Origin of the sequence: Paenibacillus auburnensis, from assembly GCF_927798115.1 — a bacterium.
Taxonomy (GTDB): Bacteria; Bacillota; Bacilli; order Paenibacillales; family Paenibacillaceae; genus Paenibacillus_AQ; species Paenibacillus_AQ auburnensis.
This window is the reverse complement of sequence record NZ_CAKMMG010000017.1, coordinates 21,117-43,416: the sequence shown is the minus strand read 5'-3', so window position 1 is coordinate 43,416 and position 22,300 is coordinate 21,117. Positions and strand designations below refer to the sequence as shown.

Below are 22,300 nucleotides of genomic sequence, written 5' to 3'. Positions count from 1 at the left end.
ATAATATTCGGTTTTGGCGAGGAGCATTCCGTGAAAAAACTAAAAAGAAGCCAACGTTTGGTTGATATGACCCAATTTTTACTTGAAAAACCGCATGATTTGCTGCCGCTGTCTACATTTGCTGACCGGTACGGAGCAGCGAAATCATCCGTCAGTGAAGATTTGGCTATTATAAAAGAGGTATTTGAGGGCGAAGGTATGGGCGAGCTGCAGACGCTAGCCGGTGCAGCAGGCGGAGTACGCTACATTCCGCGGATGCCTACCGATATGGCGCTAGCCTTCGTGAATCACTTGTGCGGAGAACTTGAAAAGAGCGACCGGATTCTGCCCGGCGGCTATCTGTATATGTCAGACCTGCTGGGACTTCCCTCGGTAATGGAGCAGGCCGGCAAAATCATTGCAACGGCATTCTACGGCGTGGAGATCGATGTAGTGATGACAGTGGAGACCAAAGGGATTCCGCTCGCGTATGCAACAGCAGCGCAGCTGGGGCTGCCTGTAGTGCTGGTGCGCCGTGATCATCAGGTAACGGAGGGTTCGGCTGTAAGCATTAACTATGTGTCTGGCTCCCACAAGAGCATTCACACCATGTCATTGTCGAGACGGGCTTTGCGGGAGAAGTCACGAGTTCTGATCGTGGACGACTTCATGAAGGCCGGCGGCACCGTGCGCGGCATGGTGGATCTGCTCGGGGAGTTCAATGCGGAAGTGGCCGGAGTTGGCGTACTTGTGGAGTCAGGCGCTGTGGAGACAGAAGAACGCCTGCTGCATGACTACGTGTCGCTGGTAAAACTAACCGAGGTGGACTCCAAAGTACGGAGGATTTCGGCGCATCCCGGTAACTATTTTTCCTCTTAGGCAAGATTGTTTACTCAGTTCCAGACTGGGGAGGAAAGTGTCGAAAACATGAGGAACTATTAGAAAACAGCACGAAGTGTGTCGAAATCAATGGTTCTGCAAAAATAATCTTCTTCAACAGTCATTTTTTGGAATCAAAAAGAAGGAATTCGCTTTGCTGTGTGGAATTATACACCAAGTCTCTGATGGAAAAAGGTGGTGAACACACACATGCAAATTACGGATGTCAGACTCCGCCGCGTCAACTCTGAGGGGAGAATGAAAGCAATCGCATCCATTACAATCGATAACGAGTTTGTTGTTCATGACATTCGCGTCATCGATGGTAATAACGGGATGTTCGTTGCAATGCCCAGCAAGCGTACACCGGACGGTGAATTCCGCGACATCGCACACCCGATTTCTTCGGGAACACGCGAGAAGATTCAATCTGCGGTTCTGGCCGAGTACGATCGCGCCGCTACGGAAGAAGAAGAAGTCATCGAAGAGGGAGCATAAGTTAAAGCGCTGTCTCTGATGAACGCCTGCCCTTTGCGGGCGGCGTAAGGTCAAGCCGTTTTCAATTGGGGTTCGAAGAAAAGGGAACCATGGCTGCATGGTTCTCTTTTCTTTTTGCCCGGAATGAGATATATTCAGTAGTGAGCTCAAGAAGTAGGAGGTTGGCATTCTTGAAAAGAATGGCTGTTGTACTTGCTGCAGGTCAAGGCAAGCGCATGAAATCTAAATTATATAAAGTACTGCACCCCGTCTGTGGCAAACCGATGGTAGGGCATGTGCTTGATACCGTAAAAGCGACCGGATGCGAACGCAAGATTGTAGTAGTCGGACACGGCGCAGAGACAGTTAAAGCTTATATAGGCCAGGATGCTGAATATGTGCTGCAGGAAACGCAGCTGGGAACCGGTCATGCGGTAAAGCAGGCCAAGGATCTTCTCGGCGCTGAAGAGGGCACAACGATTGTCATTTGCGGAGATACACCGCTTATCACAGCCGAAACGCTTGAAGGACTGATGGCCCTGCATGAAGGACAGCAGGCAGCTGCAACGATATTAACCGCAGTAATGGACCAGCCTGCAGGCTATGGACGGATTATCCGCGGTGAAGACGGCGGCGTGCTGAAGATTGTTGAACAGAAGGACTGCAATGCGGAAGAGGCTGCTGTAAACGAGATCAATACAGGTACCTATTGTTTTGATAACGCCAAGCTGTTTGCCGCACTTGAGCAGGTTAAGAACAATAACAACCAGCAGGAATACTATTTAACCGATTGTATCGGCATACTCCGGGCACAGGGTGATATCGTTTTGGGATATCAGGCTCATGACGCTGCGGAGTCTATTGGCGTTAACGACCGATTGGCCCTGTCCGAGGTAGAGGGGCATATGCGCCAGCGGATCAACAAGACTCATATGCTTAACGGGGTAACGATCATTGATCCTGCCTCCACCTATATTGAGGCTGATGTTGTCATTGGAGCAGATACGATTCTGTATCCGTCAACGCTGCTTAAAGGCAAGACCGTCATTGGGAAGAATTGTGTCATCGGGCCTTCCAGTGAAATCGAAGACTGCACGATTATGGACGGAGCTGCAGTGAAGCATTCTGTGCTCAGCCAAGCAACCGTCGGCGCACGGACATCCGTTGGGCCATTCGCCTATTTGCGTCCAGGCACGGTGCTTGGGGAAGAAGTCAAAATCGGCGATTTCGTTGAGGTCAAGAATGCCACGATTGGTGACGGCTCGAAGGTATCGCATTTAAGCTATATCGGCGATGCTTCAGTCGGTAAGAATGTTAATGTCGGCTGCGGTGCCATTACCGCCAATTACGACGGATTCAATAAAGCTAAGACAACGATAGAAGATGACGCCTTTATCGGCAGCAACGTCAATCTGATTGCCCCGGTAACGGTTGGCAAAGGTGCTTTTGTTGTAGCGGGGTCGACCATCACACGCTCTGTTTCGGAGAATGATTTGGCTGTAGCCAGAGTAAGACAGGAGAACAAGCCGGGATATGCGGAGAAGATCCGTGCCCGCGCCAAAGCAAAGAAAGACCAGCTTTAGTCCATCGTAAAGGCCAATGCCAAAGCGCCGGACGAAGCTGAGGTTTTAGCGCCGGCGCTGCTTGGAAGTTAAATTCCGTCACGGAGGGTTTATATTTTATGACTTATTGCGATTCCAAATTAAAGATTTTTACCTGCAACTCTAATCCTAAGCTGGCCAGTCAAATTGCCGATTATATCGGCATTCCGATGGGTGAATCCCACACCACGAGCTTCAGTGACGGAGAAATTCAGGTCAAGCTTTCGGAAAGTGTCCGGGGCTGTCATGTCTACATTGTTCAATCCACCTGTGGCCCGGTCAATGATAACCTGATGGAGCTCCTGGTTATGGTAGATGCGCTCAAACGTGCCTCAGCCAAGAGCATCAACGTGGTTATTCCTTACTACGGATATGCCCGTCAGGACCGTAAGGCACGCTCCCGTGATCCGATTACGGCCAAGCTGGTAGCGAACCTGATTGAGAAGGCAGGCGCGCACCGTGTCATTACTATGGACCTTCATGCTATGCAGATTCAGGGCTTCTTTGATATTCCGGTGGATCATCTGCTGGGTGTTCCGATTCTGGCCCAGTACTTCCGCTCCAAACAGATCCAGAACCCGGTTGTAGTATCGCCGGACCATGGCGGTGTAGTGCGTGCAAGAAAGCTTGCCGACTTCCTAAATGCCCCGCTGGCGATTATCGACAAGCGCCGTCCGGAGCCGAATGTCAGCGAAGTAATGAATATCATTGGTAACATCGAAGGCAAGACGGCAATTCTGATCGATGACATTATCGATACAGCCGGTACAATTGTGCTGGGGGCAAATGCCCTGATGGAAGGCGGCGTAAAGGAAGTGTACGCTTGCTGTACCCACCCTGTATTGTCCGGCCCTGCGCATGAACGTCTGGAGAACTCTCCAATCAAAGAAATTATCGTGACGGATACAATTCCGATCCGCAGCGACAATCCAACCTCCAAACTCAAAGTGTTGTCCGTGGCTCCACTGATGGGCGAGGCGATCATTCGCGTTCATGAGGAATTGTCGATCAGTAAACTGTTCGAGATCGAATAGGACAGGCAAGTACGCTTTGAATACGGGTGCTTGCAGAGGCACTTTTCATATCAAAAAAAGGGTTACACCTCCGATCACGGAAGATGTAACCCTTATCGGCGTATGCCGGCCCCTAGTACCCCGGACGGGAGATAAAGGTGAACAGGCCGCGGTTGTAAAGAGTGCCTTGCAATTCTACAAAACCCTCGTCCACCGCTGTCACTACACCGATAGCCACGAACACGTCGTCCTTGTAGATTTCGACAGGCACAGCATACTGAATGTGATACTGGAAATGGCGCTGAAGCGTTAAGATATCGCCCTGATGTGGCATCGTTCATCACCTGTCTCTGGAGTATATAAAACTTATTGTACCAAAAACGCAACTCTTCTGCTAAGAGAGCGGATGGAAAGGATCGGCCGATCATGAAATGGATTGTTGGACTCGGGAATCCGGGGACGCAGTATGCCAAAACAAGGCATAACGTCGGATTTATGGCGCTCGACGAGCTTGCAGCCCGGAATGGGATTACCTTTAACCAGAACAAATGCAAATCTGTAATTGGTGAAGGGGTCATCGGCGGAGTCAAAACCGTTTTGATTAAGCCCATGACTTTTATGAACCTGTCCGGAGAAGCAGTACGCGCCTATATGGAATATTATAAAGTAACGCTGGAGGACCTGATTGTGGTGTATGATGATCTGGATACCGAAATTGGAAAGATCCGGCTGCGTTATCAAGGCAGCGCCGGCGGCCACAACGGAATCAAATCCATCATCCAGCATACAGGCACCCAAACCTTCAACCGGGTACGGATGGGCATTTCCCGTCCTGAGCCGGGTTTTGCAATAGTGGATTATGTGCTGTCTACCTTCCCGAAGAAGGATGGAGATAAGCTGAAGACGATGATTCTGGATACATGCGATGCCCTGGAGTTCAGTCTCCAGCATACATTTGAACAGACAATGGCCAAATTCAACGGCTAAAGGTCAGAAGGCTCCGGCTCATGATTCCAGGCTAAACGCGCTCCGGCCGGGGCATACTGAAGGGTATATACTACCTTCAGGAGGCATATAGATGGCAATACACTACGTGTGCAGGCACTGCCGGACATTTCTGGGAAGCATCGACAAAAGCTCTACTACAGAAATGCAGCTGGGCCTTCACTCCTTAACCCCTGCGGAACGCAGAGATATCATAGCGTATGATTCAGACGGCGAAATCACGGTAAAGGTAACTTGCGATTATTGCAAGCAAGCCTTGGATAACAATCCCGAACTCAGCCTGCTGTCCAGTCCGCTTCAGTAAGGTGGAAGCGCCTGTCTCTGTCGTCATCCGCAAGCCTTGGCTTTACGCTGAGGCTTGTTTTCGATTCCAATCATAATAGGTGACGGTGATTTCATATCACCGTCAGCCTGTTCAGTAAGAGAGGTGTCTTTAGTTGTTACACGGTCTTATAGAAGCATTCTCCAAAGATCCTGATTTCCAATCTGTCACCCGTGGTGTCGCTGCAGGTATGAAGGAGCAGCTCATTTCGGGATTATCCGGTTCGGCCAGACAAATTATGCTGGCGGCGCTGCATGAAGAGACTGCACGCCCGCTGCTCGTAGTGACCCATAATATGTTCTCAGCGCAGAAGATGGCTGAGGACTTGCAGGAAGCGCTTTCTCCTGATCGCGTGCTGCTATACCCTGCCAATGAGCTGGTAGCCGCTGAAGCAGCGGTATCCAGTCCGGAGACGCTTGCCCAGCGGATCGATGTGCTGACCAAATGCGCACAAGGCTTCCGGGGCATTGTCGTGGTTCCTTATTCCGGTGTTCGCCGTCTGCTTCCCTCGCCGCATGTCATGGCTGAAGCCCAGCTGACCATTTCGCAGGATGGGACCCTCTCTCTGGAGGATTTCCTGATATCGATGATCGGGATGGGATATGAACGGGTAGAGCGGGTTGAGAACCGCGGCGAGCTTAGCGTACGGGGCGGAATTATCGACTTTTATCCGATGACCTCTGCTTTGGCTTACCGGGTGGAGCTGTTCGATGATGAGGTGGATTCCATCCGGACCTTTGACCCTGCAGATCAGCGTTCCATTGACAAGGTACGCAGTGTGAAGATTACACCGGCCAAAGAGATTATTGCGGAGCGTTCCCGTCTGGAGTCGGCGGCTTCGGCTGCAGCGGACATGCTGGAACGCCAGCTGGAGAAGATGACCGACCGGCAGGCCAAGCTGCGTCTGCGCGAGGAAATGGGCCGTGAGCTGGAGATGCTGCGGGAAGGCACTTATTTTCCTGAAATCTATAAATATATTAGTCTCTTATATCCTGAACGTACTCATTTATATGATTACATGGCTCAGGATACGCTGCTGGTACTGGATGAGCCTGCAAGACTGCTGGAGACAGCGAAACAGCTGGAACGCGATGAGTCGGAATGGAACCTGCATCTGCTGCAGAACGGCAAGAATCTGCCGGACCTCCATCTCTCTGTGGACAATGATGTAATTATGTACCGCCGGCCGTTCCAGAGCCTGTTTATGTCGATCTTTTTGCGTCAGGTTCCCCATATCCAGCCCCAGAACATCCTTGGCTTTATCAGCCGCGGCATGCAGGATTTCCATGGACAGATGAATGTACTGAAATCAGAGATGGAGCGCTGGCATAAATCAGGTGTGCAGGTAGTGATGCTTGCGAGCAGTGAGGAACGGATGGAACGGGTACGCCGGGTGCTTGATGACTACGGTATTGAGGAGCCTACATTGCTGCAAGGTAACCTGGGGTCCGGCTTCGAGCTGCCTTCCATCCATCTGGCGGTAATCACCGAAGGGGAAATGTTCTCACAGAAGCAGCGCAAAGCGCGCAAGGTGTCCAAAGGAATCGACAATGCCGAGCGGATTAAGAGCTATACTGAGCTTAAAATCGGCGATTACGTCGTTCACCAGAATCACGGGATCGGCAAATATATGGGGATCGGTACGCTCGAGGTCAGCGGCATTCACCGTGATTATATGCATATTATGTATGCCGGCGGTGACAAGCTGTCTGTGCCGATTGAACAAATTGATCTGATCCAGAAATATGTCGGTTCGGAAGACAAGGAGCCGAAGGTCTATAAGCTCGGCGGTAACGAATGGACGAGAGTTACGAGCAAGGTACGCTCCTCTGTGCAGGATATCGCGGATGATTTGATTAAGCTCTATGCAGAGCGGCAGAGTGCGCTTGGCTACGGATTCGAGAAGGATACCCAGGAACAGCGTGAATTCGAGGAAATGTTCCCTTATGAAGAGACGCGCGACCAGCTCCGGGCGATTGAGGAAATCAAGAAGGACATGGAGCAGAACCGTCCGATGGACCGGCTGCTATGCGGTGACGTAGGCTACGGCAAGACTGAAGTGGCGATCCGTGCCGCATTCAAGTCAGCCATTGAAGGCAAGCAGGTGGCAGTTCTTGTGCCGACCACTATTTTGGCACAGCAGCATTACGAGACCTTCCGGGAGCGGTTTGCCAATTATCCGCTGAACATTCAGGTGCTCAGCCGGTTTCGCAGCCGTAAGGAGCAGAATGAGACGATCAAGGGCGTACGGCAGGGAACCGTGGATGTGGTCATCGGGACACACCGGCTGCTGTCGCAGGATATGGTCTTCAAGGATCTCGGCCTGCTGATTGTGGATGAAGAGCAAAGATTCGGTGTAACCCATAAAGAAAAACTCAAAAAGCTGAAGACGAATGTCGATGTTCTCACCCTCACAGCAACACCGATTCCGCGTACGCTGCATATGTCCATGCTCGGGGTGCGGGATTTGTCAGTCATTGAGACTCCACCAGAGAACCGCTTTCCCGTACAAACGTATGTGGTAGAGCACAGCCAGACGCTTACGCGTGAGGCGGTGGAGCGTGAGCTGGCCCGCGGCGGCCAGGTTTATTATCTGTACAACCGCGTGCAGGGCATTCAAGAGATGGCTGCACAGATTTCTATGCTTGTTCCGGAAGCGCGGGTGGGCATCGGCCATGGCCAGATGTCAGAGTCGGAGCTGGAGAAAACGATACTTGATTTCCTTGACGGGGAATATGATGTGCTTGTCAGTACGAGCATTATTGAGACCGGAGTGGATATCCCGAACGTTAATACTCTGATTGTGCATGATGCCGACAAAATGGGATTGTCCCAGCTGTATCAGCTGCGTGGACGGGTGGGCCGTTCCAACCGGATTGCCTATGCCTACTTCACCTACCAGCGGGATAAAGTGCTGACAGAAGTAGCGGAAAAACGCCTGCAATCGATCAAGGAATTTACAGAGCTGGGTTCCGGCTTCAAAATAGCTATGCGTGACTTGTCCATCCGCGGTGCCGGAAACCTGCTTGGCGCAGAGCAGCATGGATTCATTGCCTCTGTCGGATTCGATCTGTATTCGCAGATGCTGGCAGAAGAAATCCGTAAGCGGAAGGTTACGGTTCTTGGGGAAGAGGATACTTCGCTCAAGCAAGGCAATACCGTCATTGATTTGTCGATTGACGCCTATCTGCCGTCCGAGTATATTTACGACAGCATTCAGAAGATCGAAATCTATAAAAAGGTTGCAGCGGTTGCCACCTTTGAGGATGCGGGCGAACTGGAGGATGAACTGCTTGACCGGTTTGGCGAATTACCGGAGGCGGTGATTAATCTGCTGTCGGTAGCACGCCTTAAGGTTTACGGTAAACTTTACGGCATGGAATCCATGGTCCGTAAGGGCGATGAGGTTGCACTCAATTTCCATGAAGGCAGCACGGCTGCGTTTGACACGGCAAAACTCGCGAAAGTTGGAAATAGCTTCGAAAGACGTGTACAATTTGATAGAGATGCCAAAGCAGGCATCCGTATAAAAGCTAAGGATCTCAGTGACAAAGAGCTGCTTGATCTGCTCGAACAGTTTCTGGCGGCAGCGAAACAGTCTTTAAAATCGAAGGGAGAACTACACAATGTCGTTAAATAAAACAAAATCCTGGAAAGTGCTGCTGGTGTCATTAGCCGCGGCTGTTTCCTTCTCTATGCTATCTGCCTGCAGCAGCAATAATAACAACAACAGCGCTGCTGAAGATAACAGCAAGGCTGTAGCAACCTATAAAGACGGCACAATCACCGAGAAGGAGTTCGATCTGGATACCCGTGTTATGAAGTTCCTGTCTCCGCAGCAGGCGCAATATCTGGAAATTGACGCCTTTAAGGAGTCGATTCTGAAGCAGGAGGTTGCGTTCGAATATCTGGCCGGCAAAGCAACGGATGATGCTAAGAAGCAAGCGGAGAAAGAGGCGGATGTGCAGGTGACTTCGCTCAAGACCGCGCTTGGCGACACCTATGAAAGCTCGCTGAAGGAGCAGAATTTGACGGAAGCTGAGATCCGCACGTATATGGTGCGTGTGCTTACCGTATATCAGGACATGCTGCTCAAAATTACCGATGATCAGGTGAAGGCAGAATTTGAAGCGACCAAAGGCGACTTCACGGTGGCGACACTGCGCCACGTGCTGATCGGGCTGACCGATGCCGCCGGTAAAGAGCGGACGGATGAAGATGCACTGAAGCTGGCTAAAGAAGTAAAGGCCAAGCTTGACGGCGGTGCCGATTTTGCCGCAGTTGCCAAAGAGTTCTCCGATGACCCCGGCTCGAAGGACAAGGGCGGCGAATATAAGGATGCTACCCTGGGTACTTATGTAGAGGAGTTCAAGAAGGCCGCGCAAACCCTGCCGCTGAACACCATTAGTGATCCGGTGAAGACAAGCTATGGTTATCACATTATGAAAGTGGAAGCACGCACAGAGACCACCTTCGACAAGCTGACAGACGAGCAGAAGGAAACCGTCAAGAGCACTCTGGCTTCTAAGAATCTTGAATCCTTCCTGGACAAGGACCTCGAATCGCTTGAAATCAAGATCGATCTGCCGAAGAGCTCTGCCGCTCCAGATCAAACCGGATCAACCAATAGCGGAACTAAGGCTACTGAAGCTCCAAGTGCATCACCGGCCGCCACAGAAGCCGCTCAATAAACCAAATAAGAACAGACAAGCCATCCTGACGCTTCCAAGCGAGGGATGGTTTTTTTGTTATCCCCAGTTGGTATAATTTAGTGGAAAGAGGCGCATCCTTGGAACAAATATCCGGTAGCCGCGAGGATTTGGATATTATATTTAATGCAGTCCTTAGCATGTATAAGGAACTGGGAAGAGATGAATACTATGGTCAGATATTACGATAAATCACTGGGATTATCCTTTCCCATAATGGACAGTAGTTGGACCATACTTCTTAAGAAAGCGGGGCAACATGTGAAATGAAAGCTACTGGTATTGTTCGCCGTATTGATGACCTCGGCCGAGTTGTTATCCCTAAAGAGATTAGACGCACACTGCGTATCCGTGAAGGCGATCCGCTGGAGATCTTCGTCGATCGTGACGGTGAAGTCATACTGAAGAAATATTCCCCGATCGGGGAGCTCGGCGATTTCGCCAAGGAATATGCAGAATCTCTCTTTGAAGGCACCGGGCATATCACAATGATTACTGACCGTGACAGCTTCATCGCCCTTGCCGGCGGCTCCAAAAAAGATTACCTGGAAAAACAAGTAGGAGTGCTGCTCGAAAAGGTCATGGAAAGCCGTAAGACGGTGCTTGAGACAAATGCCGGGAATTACGACATCGGAAAAGATCATGCGGAGATGTTGTCCAGCTATGTAGCTGCCCCCATTATCTCTGGCGGCGATCCGATTGGCTGCGTAGTTCTGCTGAATAAAGATGATTCAGTGAAAATGGCGCAGATGGAAGTGAAAATGGCCGAGACCGCTGCCGCCTTCCTGGGCAAGCAGATGGAGCAGTAACCGATTGGCGCCAGGTGCCCCGCTTTCCTTTTGATTTAACATCAAAGGGAGAGCGGGGTTTTGTCGTCTGCCTGCATGCGTTATAATATTAGGAATTCATCCCATTATGACAGTTATAGCTGTAGAAGCAGGTAAACCATGAAATTAAACCCGCAAGGCTCCAAGCTGCTGCAAGGGGCATTTATTCTCAGTGCAGCAGCCATTGTCTCCAAGCTTATTGGTACGCTGCAAAAGATCCCGCTGCAAAATTTAGGCGGGGATGCCGTCTTCGGCATTTATAATACGGTTTATCCGCTGTATACGATGCTTGTCACGGTCGCGATGCTGGGTCTCCCACCCGCCATATCCAAATTTGTAGCAGAGGCTTCCGCCGGAGGAGACGAGGCAGAAGGACGCCGGGTACTCCGGCTGTCGGCAATCCTTACAGCCATCAGCGGCCTGGTTATCGGAGTGCTTACCTATGCCGGTGCTCCGGTCATTGCAAGATGGGTCGGAAATTCGCATATTATACCCGCGCTTCATACCAGCGCCTGGGGACTGGCAGTTGTACCGCTGATGGCAGCCCTGCGCGGCTACTTTCAGGGACTGCATAATATGGTGCCGACGGCTGTATCTCAGGTCGTAGAGCAGTCAGTCCGCGTTATCGTGATGATCGCACTGCTGCTATATCTGACAAGAAATGGTGCGGACGCAGCCACTATAGCGGCTGGCGCGCTGCTCGGCTCAGCCGGAGGCGGAGCCGCAGGGCTGCTTATCATGCTGCTGTTCTGGCGGCGCCACCGCCATAAGGTCTCCGCATTACTGCCGGAAGCTGCATCCGAATTCTCCGCCGCCGCTGCCGAGACGGCGGCAGGTAGACAGTCCGGCTTCAGCGCGGCGGCTGGGGGCCGGCGGCACAAAGGCACCCAAGCCCGGCAGCTGCTCACCTACGGGCTGCCGGTCATGCTGGGGGCATTAGCCGTGCCGCTGGTCGGACTGGTCGATGTGTTTACAGTCCCCCGGCTGCTGTCATCATCCTACAGTGAAGCGGCTTCGATGGCCCAGTTCGGCATTTACAACCGCGGTCTGCCGCTTGTACAGATCGTGACGATGCTAGCGACCTCACTGTCGGTCGTATTCATCCCGGCCCTGGCCGAGGCCAAGTACCGCGGGGACGAGGCGCTTGTAAGAACCCGCTGCAGCCTGTCGCTGCGCTGGTTCTGGCTGCTGGGCCTGGCCGCTTCGGTCGGCCTGGCTGTCCTGGCAGAGCCGATTAACACGGCTCTGTACGGCGATGCCGCCGGCAGCGGCACGATGATCTGGCTGGCCTTCACCGCCGCCGGCGGCACGGTCAGCATCATCTCGGCCGCGCTGCTGCAGGGCCTTGGCGCCGTGCGTGCGCCGGCGCTGCACCTTTTGGCCGCCGCTGTGCTTAAGGCGGCCCTCAACCTGCTGCTCGTACCACAGCAGGGCATTACCGGCGCAGCCATCGCCAGCGTGGCTGCGCATCTGTTCGCAGCAGCGCTAAACGTGCTGCTGCTGCACCGCCAGGGCTATCTGCGGCTGCGCTTCGCAGATGCCCTGGTGAAGCCCGCGCTGCTGCTCGCGGGCTTAGGGCTGGCCGCCGCCGCTGTGAGCAACGGCGCCGGCTTTGCTGCGGCTGCCGCCGGCTTGGGCGGCGGGCGGACCGCAAGCCTCGCGCAGAGCCTGCTCGGCGTGCTGGCGGGCTGCGCCGTCTTTGCCGCAGGCGCGGTAGCCCTGCGGCTGCTCAGCGAGAGCGAGCTGCGCCAGCTGCCGGGCTTTGGCCCGAAGCTGGCGGATAAGCTGAAGAAGCTGCGCCTGTTCCCCTAAGAACCGGACACAGTGTACCCTGGAGATATTACTTATAGAGCAAGTCCAAGCGGCTGCCTGATGCATCAGGCATATAGGCTGCCCAAGAAGGAGTGGAACGGCATGAGTGCAACATTAACAGTGGTTGGCCTGGGTTCAGGCAACCCGGACCGGCTGACGCTGGGGATAATCAAGAAATTAAAGGCAGCAGCAACCGTTTATGTACGGACCGCTGAGCATCCGGTGATGGCGGCGCTCAAGGAGCTGGATATATCTTCCTGCTCGTTTGACGGTTTATACGAGTCGTTGGACTCCTTTCCGGAGGTATATGAAGCGATTACTTCCCGATTAATCGAAGAGGCGCTGTCTGCACCTGAGGGTACTGAGATCGTCTATGCGGTTCCAGGCCACCCGATGGTCGCGGAGTCGGCGGTATCCCTCCTGCGCCAGCGCTGCCCGGAAGCAGGCATTGAGCTGCAGATTCTCGGCGGGGAGAGCTTCCTGGATGAGGCATTTGTGCGCCTTGGCTTCGATCCGATTGAAGGCTTTCAGCTGCTGGATGCCTCCGGGATCCGCAGCTCCCAGCTTCAGCCGGAGCTGCATACCCTGATCGGGCAGGTCTATGACAGCTTTACAGCATCAGAAACGAAGCTGTGTCTGATGGAGCTGTACCCGCCGGAGTACGAAGTGATCGTGGGCCATGCGCTTGGAGTGGAACAGGAGGAGCGTATTCTACGGGTGCCGCTGTATGAGCTGGACCGGCAGGACGGGTATGGTAACCTTTCATTGGTCTATGTTCCAGCGAACCGTTCGGAGGATGCGCGTAAACGCACCTTTGCCCGCCTTCATGAAATTGTTGATACCTTGAGAAGCCCGGAGGGCTGTCCTTGGGACCGTGAGCAGACGCATGAATCGCTGCGTAAGAATCTGATCGAGGAAACTTATGAGGTGCTGGAAACGATCGATGAGGATGATCCGGACCATATGAAGGAAGAGCTGGGGGATCTGCTGCTGCAGATCATGCTTCATTCCCAGATGGAAGAGGAGCTTGGCACTTTTAGTGTCTATGATGTGATTGAAGGATTGAATGACAAGCTGATCTTTCGTCATCCGCATGTATTTGGCGGCAAAAACGCTGTAGATGCTGAAGAAGCGCTGAAAAACTGGGAAGGCATGAAAGCTGAAGAGAAGCGGCTAAAAGGTGTGAAGCCTGAAGCGGAGTCAGCGCTTAGCGGTGTTCCCCGCGATCTGCCTGCACTCATGAAAGCCTACAAGCTGCAGAAGAAGGCATCCAAAGTGGGATTCGACTGGGATAATACAACCGACGTTCTGGCCAAAATCCGTGAGGAGGTCGATGAACTGCAGGAAGCGATTGAGACCGGCGCGACGGCAGAAGAACAGATGCTTGAACTTGGCGATTTGCTGTTCGCAGCAACTAACATTGCCCGCTTCATCGGAGCCGACCCGGAGGAGGCACTGACCCGCACGAACCGCAAGTTTGTGTCGCGTTTTGCTTACATCGAACAGCAATTGCTGAATAGGGGTACAAGTGTGAAGGAGAGCAGCCTGGAGGTTATGGAGCAATTATGGCAGGAAGCGAAGGCGGAGGAGCGGAAATAACCCTGCTGAACCGGGTGAAACTATCAAAATCCGTCTGTCCAGGCTGCTTCAGAGAATGGTATATTTTCTTGAATATTGCCGTATAGGTGCGACAAGAAGCGGCAATGCTGTGAATGAGCCTTAATTCACTGGTTTCAAATGCACTGAGAGGTTTATAATGTAGTAGTGCTTTGAGCCTGGAAAACTACTATATTTTTAAAAAAAAGGTCGTTGTGGCAGGATTTCAGAGCGGCATCAAGAATATCATAAAGACGAAATGACGATTTGCGCCAGATTGTGGCAGCATGGATCGCATTTCATTTATTTTTTCGTATCCTAGGAGGAACTTCAAATTATGAACAAGACAGATCTGGTAAACAACATTTCCGAAAAAAGCGGATTGGCCAAAAAAGACGTAGAAGCAGTGTTGAACGGCGTACTTAGCGAAATTACAGACGCTTTGTCCAAAGGGGATAAAGTACAGCTGATTGGCTTCGGTACTTTTGAAACCCGCAAACGTTCCGGCCGCACAGGCCGCAACCCGCAATCGGGCACACCTATTGAAATCCCTGAATCGACTGTACCGGCCTTCAAGGCTGGCAACAAGCTCAAAGAAGCCGTTAACTAATGCGTTTGGACAAGTTTTTGAAAGTGTCCCGGCTGATCAAGCGCCGTACTGTGGCCAAGGATGTGTCCGAACAAGGCCGGGTGCTGATTAACGGGAAAGAATCCAAACCAAGCAGCACAGTAAAGATCGGTGACGAGATTACGGTGCAATTTGGTCAAAAGCTTGTAACGGTCAAAGTGGAGAAGCTGGTTGAAACCACCCGCAAGGATGAAGCAGCCGGTATGTACACACTGCTCCGTGAAGAGCCTGTGGCCAAGAGCAGCGGTCTTGACTGGTAAGAGCTGATAGCTGAACAGAATAAAGAGCGTGGGCTTTACTAATAGGTAAAGCTTGCGCTCTTTTTATATTTTCCTTGATCCTGTGCATTTTGCGTAATGGCTTTGGGGTATGGTCTCAAATTGTATATCCCTGTTCTATAACCCTTCTGATCACCATAGATTAGAATCAAGAAGGAGGGGTACATGCTATGATCGAGCCAGTCAAAGTCAATAAACAGCACGATCTTCACATGCGCAGTCGCAAGCAATTGGAACTTACAGGCGTGCAGAATGTAGAAAGCTTCGACAGCGAGGAGTTTCTGCTTCGGACAGAACTTGGCCATCTCACCATTCGCGGGAATCATTTACATATCAAAAATTTAAGCCTCGAGAACGGTATTCTGTCCCTGGAAGGCAATGTCCATTCCCTGATTTATCTCGATCCCGGATCGCAGGGGAAAAACAAGGGCATACTCGGCAAGCTGTTTAAATGAACCCCGCGGTTCAATGGATGACCCTGCTCTATATGATGCTGGCCGGCATAGCTATGGGATTGACCTATGACAGCTACCGGGTGCTGTCGCTGAAGCTAAGCTTTCCCAAATGGCTGAATGCGCTGCTGGATCTGCTGTATTGGGTATGGGCGGCCCTGCTCGTCTTTCGCATGCTGTATGCCGGAAATCAGGGGCAATTGAGGTTTTATGTCTTTTTGGGCCTCTTCTTAGGCGTATGGATCTATTTTTTGATCTTCAGTGTTACGGTGCGGCGTTTTGTGGTAATGTTAATTCAGTCGGTACAGTACACATGCAGACTACTATGGAGAATATTGGAAACCTTAATAGGTGTACCGCTGCTGTGGCTATGGCGCCTTCTAATAGGGACGCTGCTGCTGCTAGGCCGTATCCTGTTATTTATCCTGAAGCTGCTTTTGCGTCTAACGAAGCCAATTTGGGTACTTCCAGTAAGGTGGATCTCTCCGTATTTGTCCCGGCTCTATCATTCCGCCTGGATTACGAGATCTATTGAATGGATAAACGCATGGCGGAAACGCTGACCTTTAATGGGGGTACGACGTATGAGCAGATTATCTGCGGAAGACAAGGGAAATCTAAGCGAAGCTTTGACCGCAGGCGCAAAGAGAAGGAAATTCATCTGGCTCCTCGTGATGGCCGTGTTTTTTGGTTGGTCCGGCTATATTTTCTTTGACCAGAGCGCTTCAATTGCGGACAAGAAAGAGGTGCTTGCCAAGAAGCAGGCAAGTAATGAGAATGTTACGGCCTCTCTCAATCAACTGAAATACGAAGTGTCGAGGCTAAATGAAGATGAGTATATCGGCCAATTGGCGCGGAAATGGTACAATATGTATCTCCCGGGGGAACTGCCAATTCGTACCGAGCAATCAGGGCAATAAAGCAGGCCAAATAAGGCTTTCGCTGTGTTGCCTTGCTTTGCTCTTTACTGTATAATCAAATCACCGCAGACAGGATGGACTTTATATTCGTCTGTATATTTTTAAGGGAGGATCATTTTATTCTATGGCAATTGAAGTGGGCACCAAGTTAGAGGGCAAGGTGACAGGCATCACGCATTTCGGAGCATTTGTGGATCTGTCAGGAGGTGTCACAGGTCTCGTTCACATTTCGGAAATCGCCGATAACTACGTCAAGGATGTTAACGATCATTTAAAGATTGGTGATGTAGTAACCGTCAAGGTGATCAATGTTGACAAGGACGGCAAGATCGGGCTTTCCATTAAGCAGGCTGTAGATAAGCCGGCATCGGAAGTACGTCCCCCTAGAGCTCCAAGACCAGAACGTCCAAGCGGCGGAGACCGTTTCGGCGGCGGTGGCGGCAGTGGAGGCGGCGGCGGTGGTGGTTACAATCGTGAACGGGGTGGGCGTCCATTCAAGCCTGCAGCCGGTAAACCTTCATTCGAGGATAAAATGTCACGCTTCCTGAAAGACAGCGAAGAACGGATATCTTCGATCAAGAAGAACACAGAAGGAAAGCGCGGCGGCCGTGGAGCTAAACGCGTATAATTCAATACTTGTACATCATAAATAACCGCGGGGGCAATTGCCCCTTGCGGTTTTTTTGTCGCTGGCACACAAATTGCCGACAGCATCCTTGCCAATCTCACATAACTCCAAGGCAATCGCTGACGAATGTCCGCGGTAGCGCTTTCCGATCTTTGGGAGGAGCGCAATCTTAAAGTCTATCAATCCGCTGACCCGTAAGGGATAGCTCTAAATTTCCATAAAATGTCGGCGCAGGCTTTTTTGTCGGAAATTTCTTGAGCGCCGCTCTCTGTTTCTGACAAACTTTAATAGAACCGCCCGCTTATAATGAGAACCATAAATTCTTAAACGGGTGGTGCAAAGGAAATGAATAAAAGCAATGTGGTGAATTTGCCGGAGTGGGCCAAAGCTGGAAGCAAGGACAAGGCGCAGAAGGAAGAAGCCTGGAGTATGCGGTTTAAGAACTGGGGTATGAAGCAGCCGCTTTTCCAGCTTATCACAGTCAAGAAATGGATGCTGCTGCTGAGTCTTATGGGCTTTCTGTTGGGACGGGCCATGATTTTGGACGAGCTGTCACCCTTTGCTGCAGCTTACTTTGCTGTCATTGTGTTTATGCGGAGAGATTCTATGCTGCCCGTGGCCGCGGCTATCGTTCTTGGCAGTCTGTTCACGCCGTTTCCCGGTGCTATTGTAGTTGCTTCTGAACTGATTATTTTCTTCCTGATCTATAAAGGGCTTGAGAACTTTCAGCGTGTAGACCTCTCCTATGCACCGCTGATGGTATTCGTATCGTCGTTTATGGTCGGCCTGTTCCGGGTGGTGATTGGACCTTCCATCGCCTGGTATCCGCTGATGATGTCCGTCATTGATGCACTTCTCGGGTTTGTGCTGACGCTAGTGTTCTTGCAGGCGCTTCCGCTCTTTACGTTTAAGCAGAAAAGCCGGGCGCTGCGCAGTGATGAGATCTTATGCCTGATCATTCTGCTCGCTTCCGTAATGACCGGTCTTGTAGGCTGGACCGTAGACGGATTGTCGCTGGAACATATATTATCCCGGTACCTCATTTTGCTGTTTGCGCTGGCCGGCGGTGCTCCACTCGGTGCTGCCGTTGGGGTAGTGACGGGCCTAATTCTCAGTCTTGCCGATATCGGGGCTATCTACCAAATGAGCCTGCTTGCCTTCTCGGGCATGCTGGCCGGTATGATGCAGTCCGGGCGCAAAGGGGCAGTATCCATGGGAATGCTGCTCGGATCAACCATTCTGTCCGTTTATTTTCTCGGACCGGGTGATGTAATGGCCTCAACCTGGGAGACCAGTGCAGCTGTGCTGTTGTTTCTTATCACACCTAAAGGCATTATTTCTGCCATTGCCAAATATGTACCGGGTACTGCCGATCACAGCCGGTCGCAGCATGAATATGCCCGTAGAGTAAGAGATATTACGGCAGACCGGGTTACGCAGTTTTCCCAAGTATTCCAGCAGCTGTCCAGCAGCTTCGGCCAAATTCCCCGGGCCGGGGAAGCGGGGAAGACGGATCGTGAAATGGAGGATTTCATGAGCACCGTAACCGAAGGCGCCTGCGCCGGCTGCATCCGCCGGACCCACTGCTGGGATGCCAAGTTCTATCAAACCTACAGATACATGACAGATATGATGACTACGGTAGAAGAGTGCCCGGATATAACGGCCGCCCAGCTTCCTCCGGAGTGGAACCGGATTTGCGGCAAGACGTCCGAGGTGCTGGAAGTCATGAAAGGCCAATATGATCTTTACCAGCATGATATGCGGTGGAAAAGACAAATATACGACAGCCGCCAATTTGTTGCTGAGCAGTTATCCGGCGTCTCACAGGTTATGGAGGATCTGGCCAAAGAGATTAAACGTGAGGGACAGGCTATGTACCGGCAGGAAAGCCAGATCCGTGAAGCCTTGGAGAAGCTGGGACTGTCCATTCACAGCATTGAGATTCTCAGTCTTGATCCCGGACGGGTAGAGATTGAGGTGGTCCATGCTTATACACGGGGATTTGATGAGTGCCGCAAAATGATTGCCCCGCTGCTCTCTGACATTCTGGAGGAGAACATTGCCGTCGTCAGTGAAACGGCAGTCCATCCGCGTGAGGGATTGTCCATGGTCACGTTCGGCTCGGCGAAGGCTTATGAAGTGAGCACTGGTGTGGCCGGTGCGGCTAAGGGAGGAGATTTGCTCTCCGGCGACAGCTTCAGCACAGTGGAGCTGGGCAATGGCACCTTTGCGGTATCAATCAGTGACGGGATGGGGAATGGCGAACGTGCTCGGATGGAGAGCAGCGCTGCGCTGTCGATGCTGGAGAAGCTCCTGCAATCCGGAATGGACGAGAAGCTGGCTGTGAAATCGGTCAATTCTATTCTGTTGCTGCGTTCACCGGATGAATTCTATGCGACGGTGGATATGGCGCTGATAGACCAGTATTCGGCGCAGACAACCTTTATGAAGATTGCTTCAGCACCGAGTTTTATCCGCCGGGGCAGCGAGGTCATTCCCATTACTTCAAGCAATCTGCCCATCGGGATTATAAAAGATATTGAGGTCGATCTGATCAGCATGCAGTTGCGCCCGGGCGATATTCTCATTATGATGACCGATGGTATTTATGATGCGCCCGGATATGCCGTTAATAAAGAGATATGGATGAAACGGCTGATTCAGGAGCTTGAGGGCGACGATCCGCAGGATATGGCCGATGAGCTGCTGGATAAGGTAATCCGGTATCAGGGCAATGAGATACATGATGACATGACCATTGTCGTCACCCGCCTTGATCATTTCCATCCGGAGTGGTCCAGCCTGCATATGCCCGGCATTGGCCGGATGGAGCGTCCGCGCACCGTGAGTTAAAGATAATTTGGTAGGTAACCTATCATTTAAAGTCCGTTATACGTCCTGAACTATAGTTTATGCATTATATATGGAAGGATTGCTGTCTAGCGGGAAATTGTCCAATTAATTATCCGCCTTGTTGACTGAATGGCTGATTTCACGTGATCTTAATGGAGTTTTTCCAACTAAATTATGATTATTGGAAATACGCAGCCAATTTGTTGGAGTTATTCCCATTATAGTTGGCCGGTGCGTCAGCAACTATAGCTCTATTCCGGCGAGTCCATTCAATAGACTCGCCCGTCCCTGCCCCGCCCCGTTTCAAAAGCCGCTGGTTCAGCGGCGTGCTCCTTCAGATTTAACCGTAATGTGAATCTACGGAACGGAGAGGAATTTTGGAGCTGGAGAAGCGTTAGCGTTCGCCTTTGTTCTCCGATTTCAACCGCAATGGGCGGTTCAATCAAAGAAATCGGAGGACAACAGCGATCGGAAGCCCAAAAGTTCCTCGCAGTTCCCCTATGTTCACTTTAATAGTTTTTATCTGAAATGTCCGCCTAAGCGGCGTTTGAAATCTCTCAACCTTGGATATGCTAGAAACAGAACAAGGCAAAGGGGAGTGAACAGGTATGAGACAGATCTTGCTCATTACTGACGGATGTTCGAACGTGGGGGAAAGTCCGGTGATGGCTGCGGCGCATGCCCGGCAGGAGGGAATCACTGTGAATGTCGTTGGTGTAGTGGATTACGGGACAATCGGGGAGCTTGGGAGCCGGGAGATTGCGGATATCGCCAAAGCCGGAGGCGGACTCAGCCGGATCGTCGGCACGCCGCAGCTGGCGCAGACGATGCAGATGATGACCCGGAAAACCGTGGTTCAGACGATTCAGCAGGCGGTTAATAAAGAGGTAAAAAAAATACTCGGTGAAGGCTCGCTGGAAGAGCTTCCTCCGCTTAAACGTTCGCAGGTCGTTACTGTGGTAGATGAGCTTACGGAGACCACACCGTTGCGTATTGCACTGCTCATAGATGCAAGTGCAAGCATGAAGCCTAAGCTGGCTGCAGTTGAGGAGGCAATCCGCGATTTGGCGCTCAGCCTAGAGGCGCGGGAAGGACGCAGCGAGCTTGCCGTGTTCCATTTTCCCGGACGTTCCAGCAGCGAGGATGCCACGCTTGATATGGACTGGAGCAGCGATGTATCCGAAGTCCGCTCCCTGTTCAGCAGGCTGAAGATGAGGGGAGCCACACCGACAGGACCGGCCATTTTCAAGGTGCTTGAGCATTACCGTTATGATAAACTGGATGAACACCGTGACCGCCGCGTCAGCGAGGACCAGGGTGAACGAGAAGGGATGATTGGTGGGTATGTCGTCTAATCCACCCTATCCGGTAGGCACCGTAATTTCAGGCAAATGGCGGGGGAACCGCTATGTTGTCGAACGGCTGCTGGGAAAAGGGGCGAACGGAACCGTATATCTCGTGCAAAGAGAAGGCAGACGGGAGAAGTATGCGCTCAAGGTCGGAAACGACACGCTTGAACTGCAGTCTGAAATCAATGTGCTGACTTCCCTTCAATCCTGCCGTAAGCGCAGTGAGTTCCGGGCTCGCCGTGAATCTCCGCTCTCCTCTTATCTGCTGGAATCGGATGACTTTAAAGGCGGGGACAATGAGCCATTTTACGTCATGCGTTATGTGGAGGGGCGGCCGCTGCATCTTTTTTTGGCCAAAAACGGTGCCTCCTGGCTGGGTCTGGTCGGACTGAAGCTGCTGGAGAAGCTGCAACTGCTGCACGAATGCGGTTTTGTGTTTGGGGACCTGAAGCCGGAGAACGTGATGGTATCCGATTACGGGGAAGCCGAGCTGATAGATTATGGCGGTGCAAGCCCTATTGGGCGCAGTGTCAAGCAATTTACCGAATGGCATGACCGCGGGTTCTGGAACGCCGGGAGCCGCACGGGGGATGAGAGCTACGACCTCTTTTCTTTTGCCGTGCTGTGCCTTCGCCTGCTTAATGAGGACGGGCTGAAGGTTGCTGCCCAGCAGCTTCCGCAGACCCGGAGCGTGGATGAGCTGATCAGACTGGCCAGAAATCTGCCGGACAAAAAGCTTTCCTCCTGGCTGTGTCTGGCGCTGAAGGGCGGGTTTACCGGATCGGCGGCGGCAGCGGCGGCGTGGAAGCATCACATCTATAATCAGCGTAAACCTGCTAAGGAAGTCATGGCAACTCCTCGCTGGCTGAAGAATGCCTTTGCGCTTTCTTTGTTTGTGCTGGCCTTTACAATTTACTGGGTGCTCCGGTTTTGACATTATACATACTACATACGTATTTAACAGGCAGG

At 51.9% G+C, this 22,300-nt stretch carries 21 protein-coding genes; 20 read left to right on the top strand and 1 reads right to left on the bottom strand.

The genetic code is table 11. The features are described 5' to 3' along the window. Nucleotides 1-30 precede the first annotated feature (30 nt). The 4 genes from purR (at nucleotide 31) to L6H70_RS28205 (ending at nucleotide 3,970) form a co-directional block, all read left to right on the top strand. Nucleotides 31-858 (top strand): pur operon repressor, encoded by an 828-nt coding sequence (purR, locus tag L6H70_RS28220; protein WP_054944033.1) that lies wholly within the window; start codon nucleotides 31-33, stop codon nucleotides 856-858. A 210-nt stretch (nucleotides 859-1,068) separates the two neighbouring features. Further along, nucleotides 1,069-1,356, top strand: coding sequence for a septation regulator SpoVG (gene spoVG / locus L6H70_RS28215; RefSeq protein ID WP_020425826.1), 288 nt, complete (start codon nucleotides 1,069-1,071; stop codon nucleotides 1,354-1,356). A gap of 170 nt (nucleotides 1,357-1,526) precedes the next feature. After that, on the top strand, nucleotides 1,527-2,918 hold the full coding sequence (gene glmU / locus L6H70_RS28210) for a bifunctional UDP-N-acetylglucosamine diphosphorylase/glucosamine-1-phosphate N-acetyltransferase GlmU (protein WP_279306806.1): 1,392 nt from the start codon (nucleotides 1,527-1,529) through the stop codon (nucleotides 2,916-2,918). Between the two features lie 98 nt (nucleotides 2,919-3,016). Next, nucleotides 3,017-3,970, top strand: a complete 954-nt coding sequence (locus L6H70_RS28205; protein WP_054944031.1) for a ribose-phosphate diphosphokinase — start codon at nucleotides 3,017-3,019, stop codon at nucleotides 3,968-3,970. Between the two features lie 112 nt (nucleotides 3,971-4,082). Here the strand turns inward: L6H70_RS28205 and L6H70_RS28200 are convergent, their stop codons facing one another. Then, nucleotides 4,083-4,283 carry a hypothetical protein gene (locus tag L6H70_RS28200; protein ID WP_054944030.1) on the bottom strand — a complete coding sequence of 67 codons (201 nt, stop codon included), beginning with the start codon at nucleotides 4,281-4,283 and terminating at the stop codon, nucleotides 4,083-4,085. A 92-nt stretch (nucleotides 4,284-4,375) separates the two neighbouring features. Here L6H70_RS28200 and pth point away from each other — a divergent pair, with 92 nt between their 5' ends. The 16 genes from pth to L6H70_RS28120 all read left to right on the top strand — a co-directional run bounded on the left by pth (nucleotide 4,376) and on the right by L6H70_RS28120 (nucleotide 22,265). Then, nucleotides 4,376-4,936 carry an aminoacyl-tRNA hydrolase gene (gene pth, locus L6H70_RS28195; protein ID WP_236337520.1) on the top strand — a complete coding sequence of 187 codons (561 nt, stop codon included), beginning with the start codon at nucleotides 4,376-4,378 and terminating at the stop codon, nucleotides 4,934-4,936. A gap of 91 nt (nucleotides 4,937-5,027) precedes the next feature. Next, nucleotides 5,028-5,258, top strand: coding sequence for an anti-sigma-F factor Fin (fin, locus tag L6H70_RS28190; protein ID WP_236337519.1), 231 nt, complete (start codon nucleotides 5,028-5,030; stop codon nucleotides 5,256-5,258). A 133-nt stretch (nucleotides 5,259-5,391) separates the two neighbouring features. Next, nucleotides 5,392-8,916, top strand: a complete 3,525-nt coding sequence (gene mfd, locus L6H70_RS28185; protein ID WP_236337517.1) for a transcription-repair coupling factor — start codon at nucleotides 5,392-5,394, stop codon at nucleotides 8,914-8,916. Continuing rightward, nucleotides 8,903-9,967, top strand: coding sequence for a peptidylprolyl isomerase (locus tag L6H70_RS28180; RefSeq protein ID WP_236337516.1), 1,065 nt, complete (start codon nucleotides 8,903-8,905; stop codon nucleotides 9,965-9,967). Before mfd ends, L6H70_RS28180 begins: the two co-directional genes overlap by 14 nt. Before the next feature lie 284 nt (nucleotides 9,968-10,251). Beyond that, complete coding sequence (gene spoVT / locus L6H70_RS28175) at nucleotides 10,252-10,794, top strand: stage V sporulation protein T (protein WP_054944026.1); 543 nt, start codon at nucleotides 10,252-10,254, stop codon at nucleotides 10,792-10,794. A 138-nt stretch (nucleotides 10,795-10,932) separates the two neighbouring features. Further along, nucleotides 10,933-12,624: a putative polysaccharide biosynthesis protein gene (locus tag L6H70_RS28170; protein ID WP_236337513.1), complete on the top strand. Its 1,692-nt coding sequence runs from the start codon at nucleotides 10,933-10,935 to the stop codon at nucleotides 12,622-12,624. Nucleotides 12,625-12,726: 102 nt separating this feature from the next. Further along, entirely contained in the window at nucleotides 12,727-14,223 is a 1,497-nt protein-coding gene (yabN, locus tag L6H70_RS28165; protein WP_236337511.1) for a bifunctional methyltransferase/pyrophosphohydrolase YabN, read from the top strand. Between the two features lie 334 nt (nucleotides 14,224-14,557). After that, entirely contained in the window at nucleotides 14,558-14,830 is a 273-nt protein-coding gene (locus L6H70_RS28160; RefSeq protein ID WP_039868883.1) for an HU family DNA-binding protein, read from the top strand. Continuing rightward, on the top strand, nucleotides 14,830-15,108 hold the full coding sequence (locus L6H70_RS28155) for an RNA-binding S4 domain-containing protein (protein WP_038584395.1): 279 nt from the start codon (nucleotides 14,830-14,832) through the stop codon (nucleotides 15,106-15,108). The genes L6H70_RS28160 and L6H70_RS28155 overlap by 1 nt, the downstream gene beginning before the upstream one ends. Nucleotides 15,109-15,296: 188 nt before the next feature. After that, nucleotides 15,297-15,581, top strand: coding sequence for a sporulation protein YabP (gene yabP / locus L6H70_RS28150; protein ID WP_054944023.1), 285 nt, complete (start codon nucleotides 15,297-15,299; stop codon nucleotides 15,579-15,581). Continuing rightward, nucleotides 15,578-16,141, top strand: a complete 564-nt coding sequence (yabQ, locus tag L6H70_RS28145) for a spore cortex biosynthesis protein YabQ (RefSeq protein WP_236337509.1) — start codon at nucleotides 15,578-15,580, stop codon at nucleotides 16,139-16,141. Before yabP ends, yabQ begins: the two co-directional genes overlap by 4 nt. Nucleotides 16,142-16,162: 21 nt before the next feature. Further along, nucleotides 16,163-16,498, top strand: a complete 336-nt coding sequence (locus L6H70_RS28140) for an FtsB family cell division protein (protein ID WP_054944021.1) — start codon at nucleotides 16,163-16,165, stop codon at nucleotides 16,496-16,498. Between the two features lie 124 nt (nucleotides 16,499-16,622). Next, the gene (locus tag L6H70_RS28135; protein ID WP_236337506.1) at nucleotides 16,623-17,126 is read left to right on the top strand and encodes a S1 domain-containing RNA-binding protein; all 504 of its coding nucleotides are present in this window, start codon (nucleotides 16,623-16,625) and stop codon (nucleotides 17,124-17,126) included. A 345-nt stretch (nucleotides 17,127-17,471) separates the two neighbouring features. After that, nucleotides 17,472-19,982 carry a stage II sporulation protein E gene (spoIIE, locus tag L6H70_RS28130; RefSeq protein ID WP_279306805.1) on the top strand — a complete coding sequence of 837 codons (2,511 nt, stop codon included), beginning with the start codon at nucleotides 17,472-17,474 and terminating at the stop codon, nucleotides 19,980-19,982. Between the two features lie 608 nt (nucleotides 19,983-20,590). Then, nucleotides 20,591-21,337: a vWA domain-containing protein gene (locus L6H70_RS28125; RefSeq protein WP_236337504.1), complete on the top strand. Its 747-nt coding sequence runs from the start codon at nucleotides 20,591-20,593 to the stop codon at nucleotides 21,335-21,337. Beyond that, nucleotides 21,327-22,265 (top strand): protein kinase domain-containing protein, encoded by a 939-nt coding sequence (locus tag L6H70_RS28120; RefSeq protein ID WP_423802887.1) that lies wholly within the window; start codon nucleotides 21,327-21,329, stop codon nucleotides 22,263-22,265. The genes L6H70_RS28125 and L6H70_RS28120 overlap by 11 nt, the downstream gene beginning before the upstream one ends. Nucleotides 22,266-22,300: the final 35 nt, after the last annotated feature.

What these genes read in the sequence shown, in the direction of transcription:
- pth (WP_236337520.1), top strand. Translation starts at nt 4,376, where the DNA reads ATGAAATGGATTGTTGGACTCGGGAATCCGGGGACGCAGTATGCCAAA.
- L6H70_RS28160 (WP_039868883.1), top strand. Translation starts at nt 14,558, where the DNA reads ATGAACAAGACAGATCTGGTAAACAACATTTCCGAAAAAAGCGGATTG.
- yabP (WP_054944023.1), top strand. Translation starts at nt 15,297, where the DNA reads ATGATCGAGCCAGTCAAAGTCAATAAACAGCACGATCTTCACATGCGC.
- fin (WP_236337519.1), top strand. Translation starts at nt 5,028, where the DNA reads ATGGCAATACACTACGTGTGCAGGCACTGCCGGACATTTCTGGGAAGC.
- spoVG (WP_020425826.1), top strand. Translation starts at nt 1,069, where the DNA reads ATGCAAATTACGGATGTCAGACTCCGCCGCGTCAACTCTGAGGGGAGA.
- spoVT (WP_054944026.1), top strand. Translation starts at nt 10,252, where the DNA reads ATGAAAGCTACTGGTATTGTTCGCCGTATTGATGACCTCGGCCGAGTT.
- yabQ (WP_236337509.1), top strand. Translation starts at nt 15,578, where the DNA reads ATGAACCCCGCGGTTCAATGGATGACCCTGCTCTATATGATGCTGGCC.
- L6H70_RS28140 (WP_054944021.1), top strand. Translation starts at nt 16,163, where the DNA reads ATGAGCAGATTATCTGCGGAAGACAAGGGAAATCTAAGCGAAGCTTTG.
- L6H70_RS28125 (WP_236337504.1), top strand. Translation starts at nt 20,591, where the DNA reads ATGAGACAGATCTTGCTCATTACTGACGGATGTTCGAACGTGGGGGAA.
- L6H70_RS28120 (WP_423802887.1), top strand. Translation starts at nt 21,327, where the DNA reads ATGTCGTCTAATCCACCCTATCCGGTAGGCACCGTAATTTCAGGCAAA.
- L6H70_RS28155 (WP_038584395.1), top strand. Translation starts at nt 14,830, where the DNA reads ATGCGTTTGGACAAGTTTTTGAAAGTGTCCCGGCTGATCAAGCGCCGT.
- L6H70_RS28180 (WP_236337516.1), top strand. Translation starts at nt 8,903, where the DNA reads ATGTCGTTAAATAAAACAAAATCCTGGAAAGTGCTGCTGGTGTCATTA.
- L6H70_RS28170 (WP_236337513.1), top strand. Translation starts at nt 10,933, where the DNA reads ATGAAATTAAACCCGCAAGGCTCCAAGCTGCTGCAAGGGGCATTTATT.
- spoIIE (WP_279306805.1), top strand. Translation starts at nt 17,472, where the DNA reads ATGAATAAAAGCAATGTGGTGAATTTGCCGGAGTGGGCCAAAGCTGGA.
- L6H70_RS28200 (WP_054944030.1), bottom strand. Translation starts at nt 4,283, where the DNA reads ATGCCACATCAGGGCGATATCTTAACGCTTCAGCGCCATTTCCAGTAT.
- L6H70_RS28135 (WP_236337506.1), top strand. Translation starts at nt 16,623, where the DNA reads ATGGCAATTGAAGTGGGCACCAAGTTAGAGGGCAAGGTGACAGGCATC.
- L6H70_RS28205 (WP_054944031.1), top strand. Translation starts at nt 3,017, where the DNA reads ATGACTTATTGCGATTCCAAATTAAAGATTTTTACCTGCAACTCTAAT.
- yabN (WP_236337511.1), top strand. Translation starts at nt 12,727, where the DNA reads ATGAGTGCAACATTAACAGTGGTTGGCCTGGGTTCAGGCAACCCGGAC.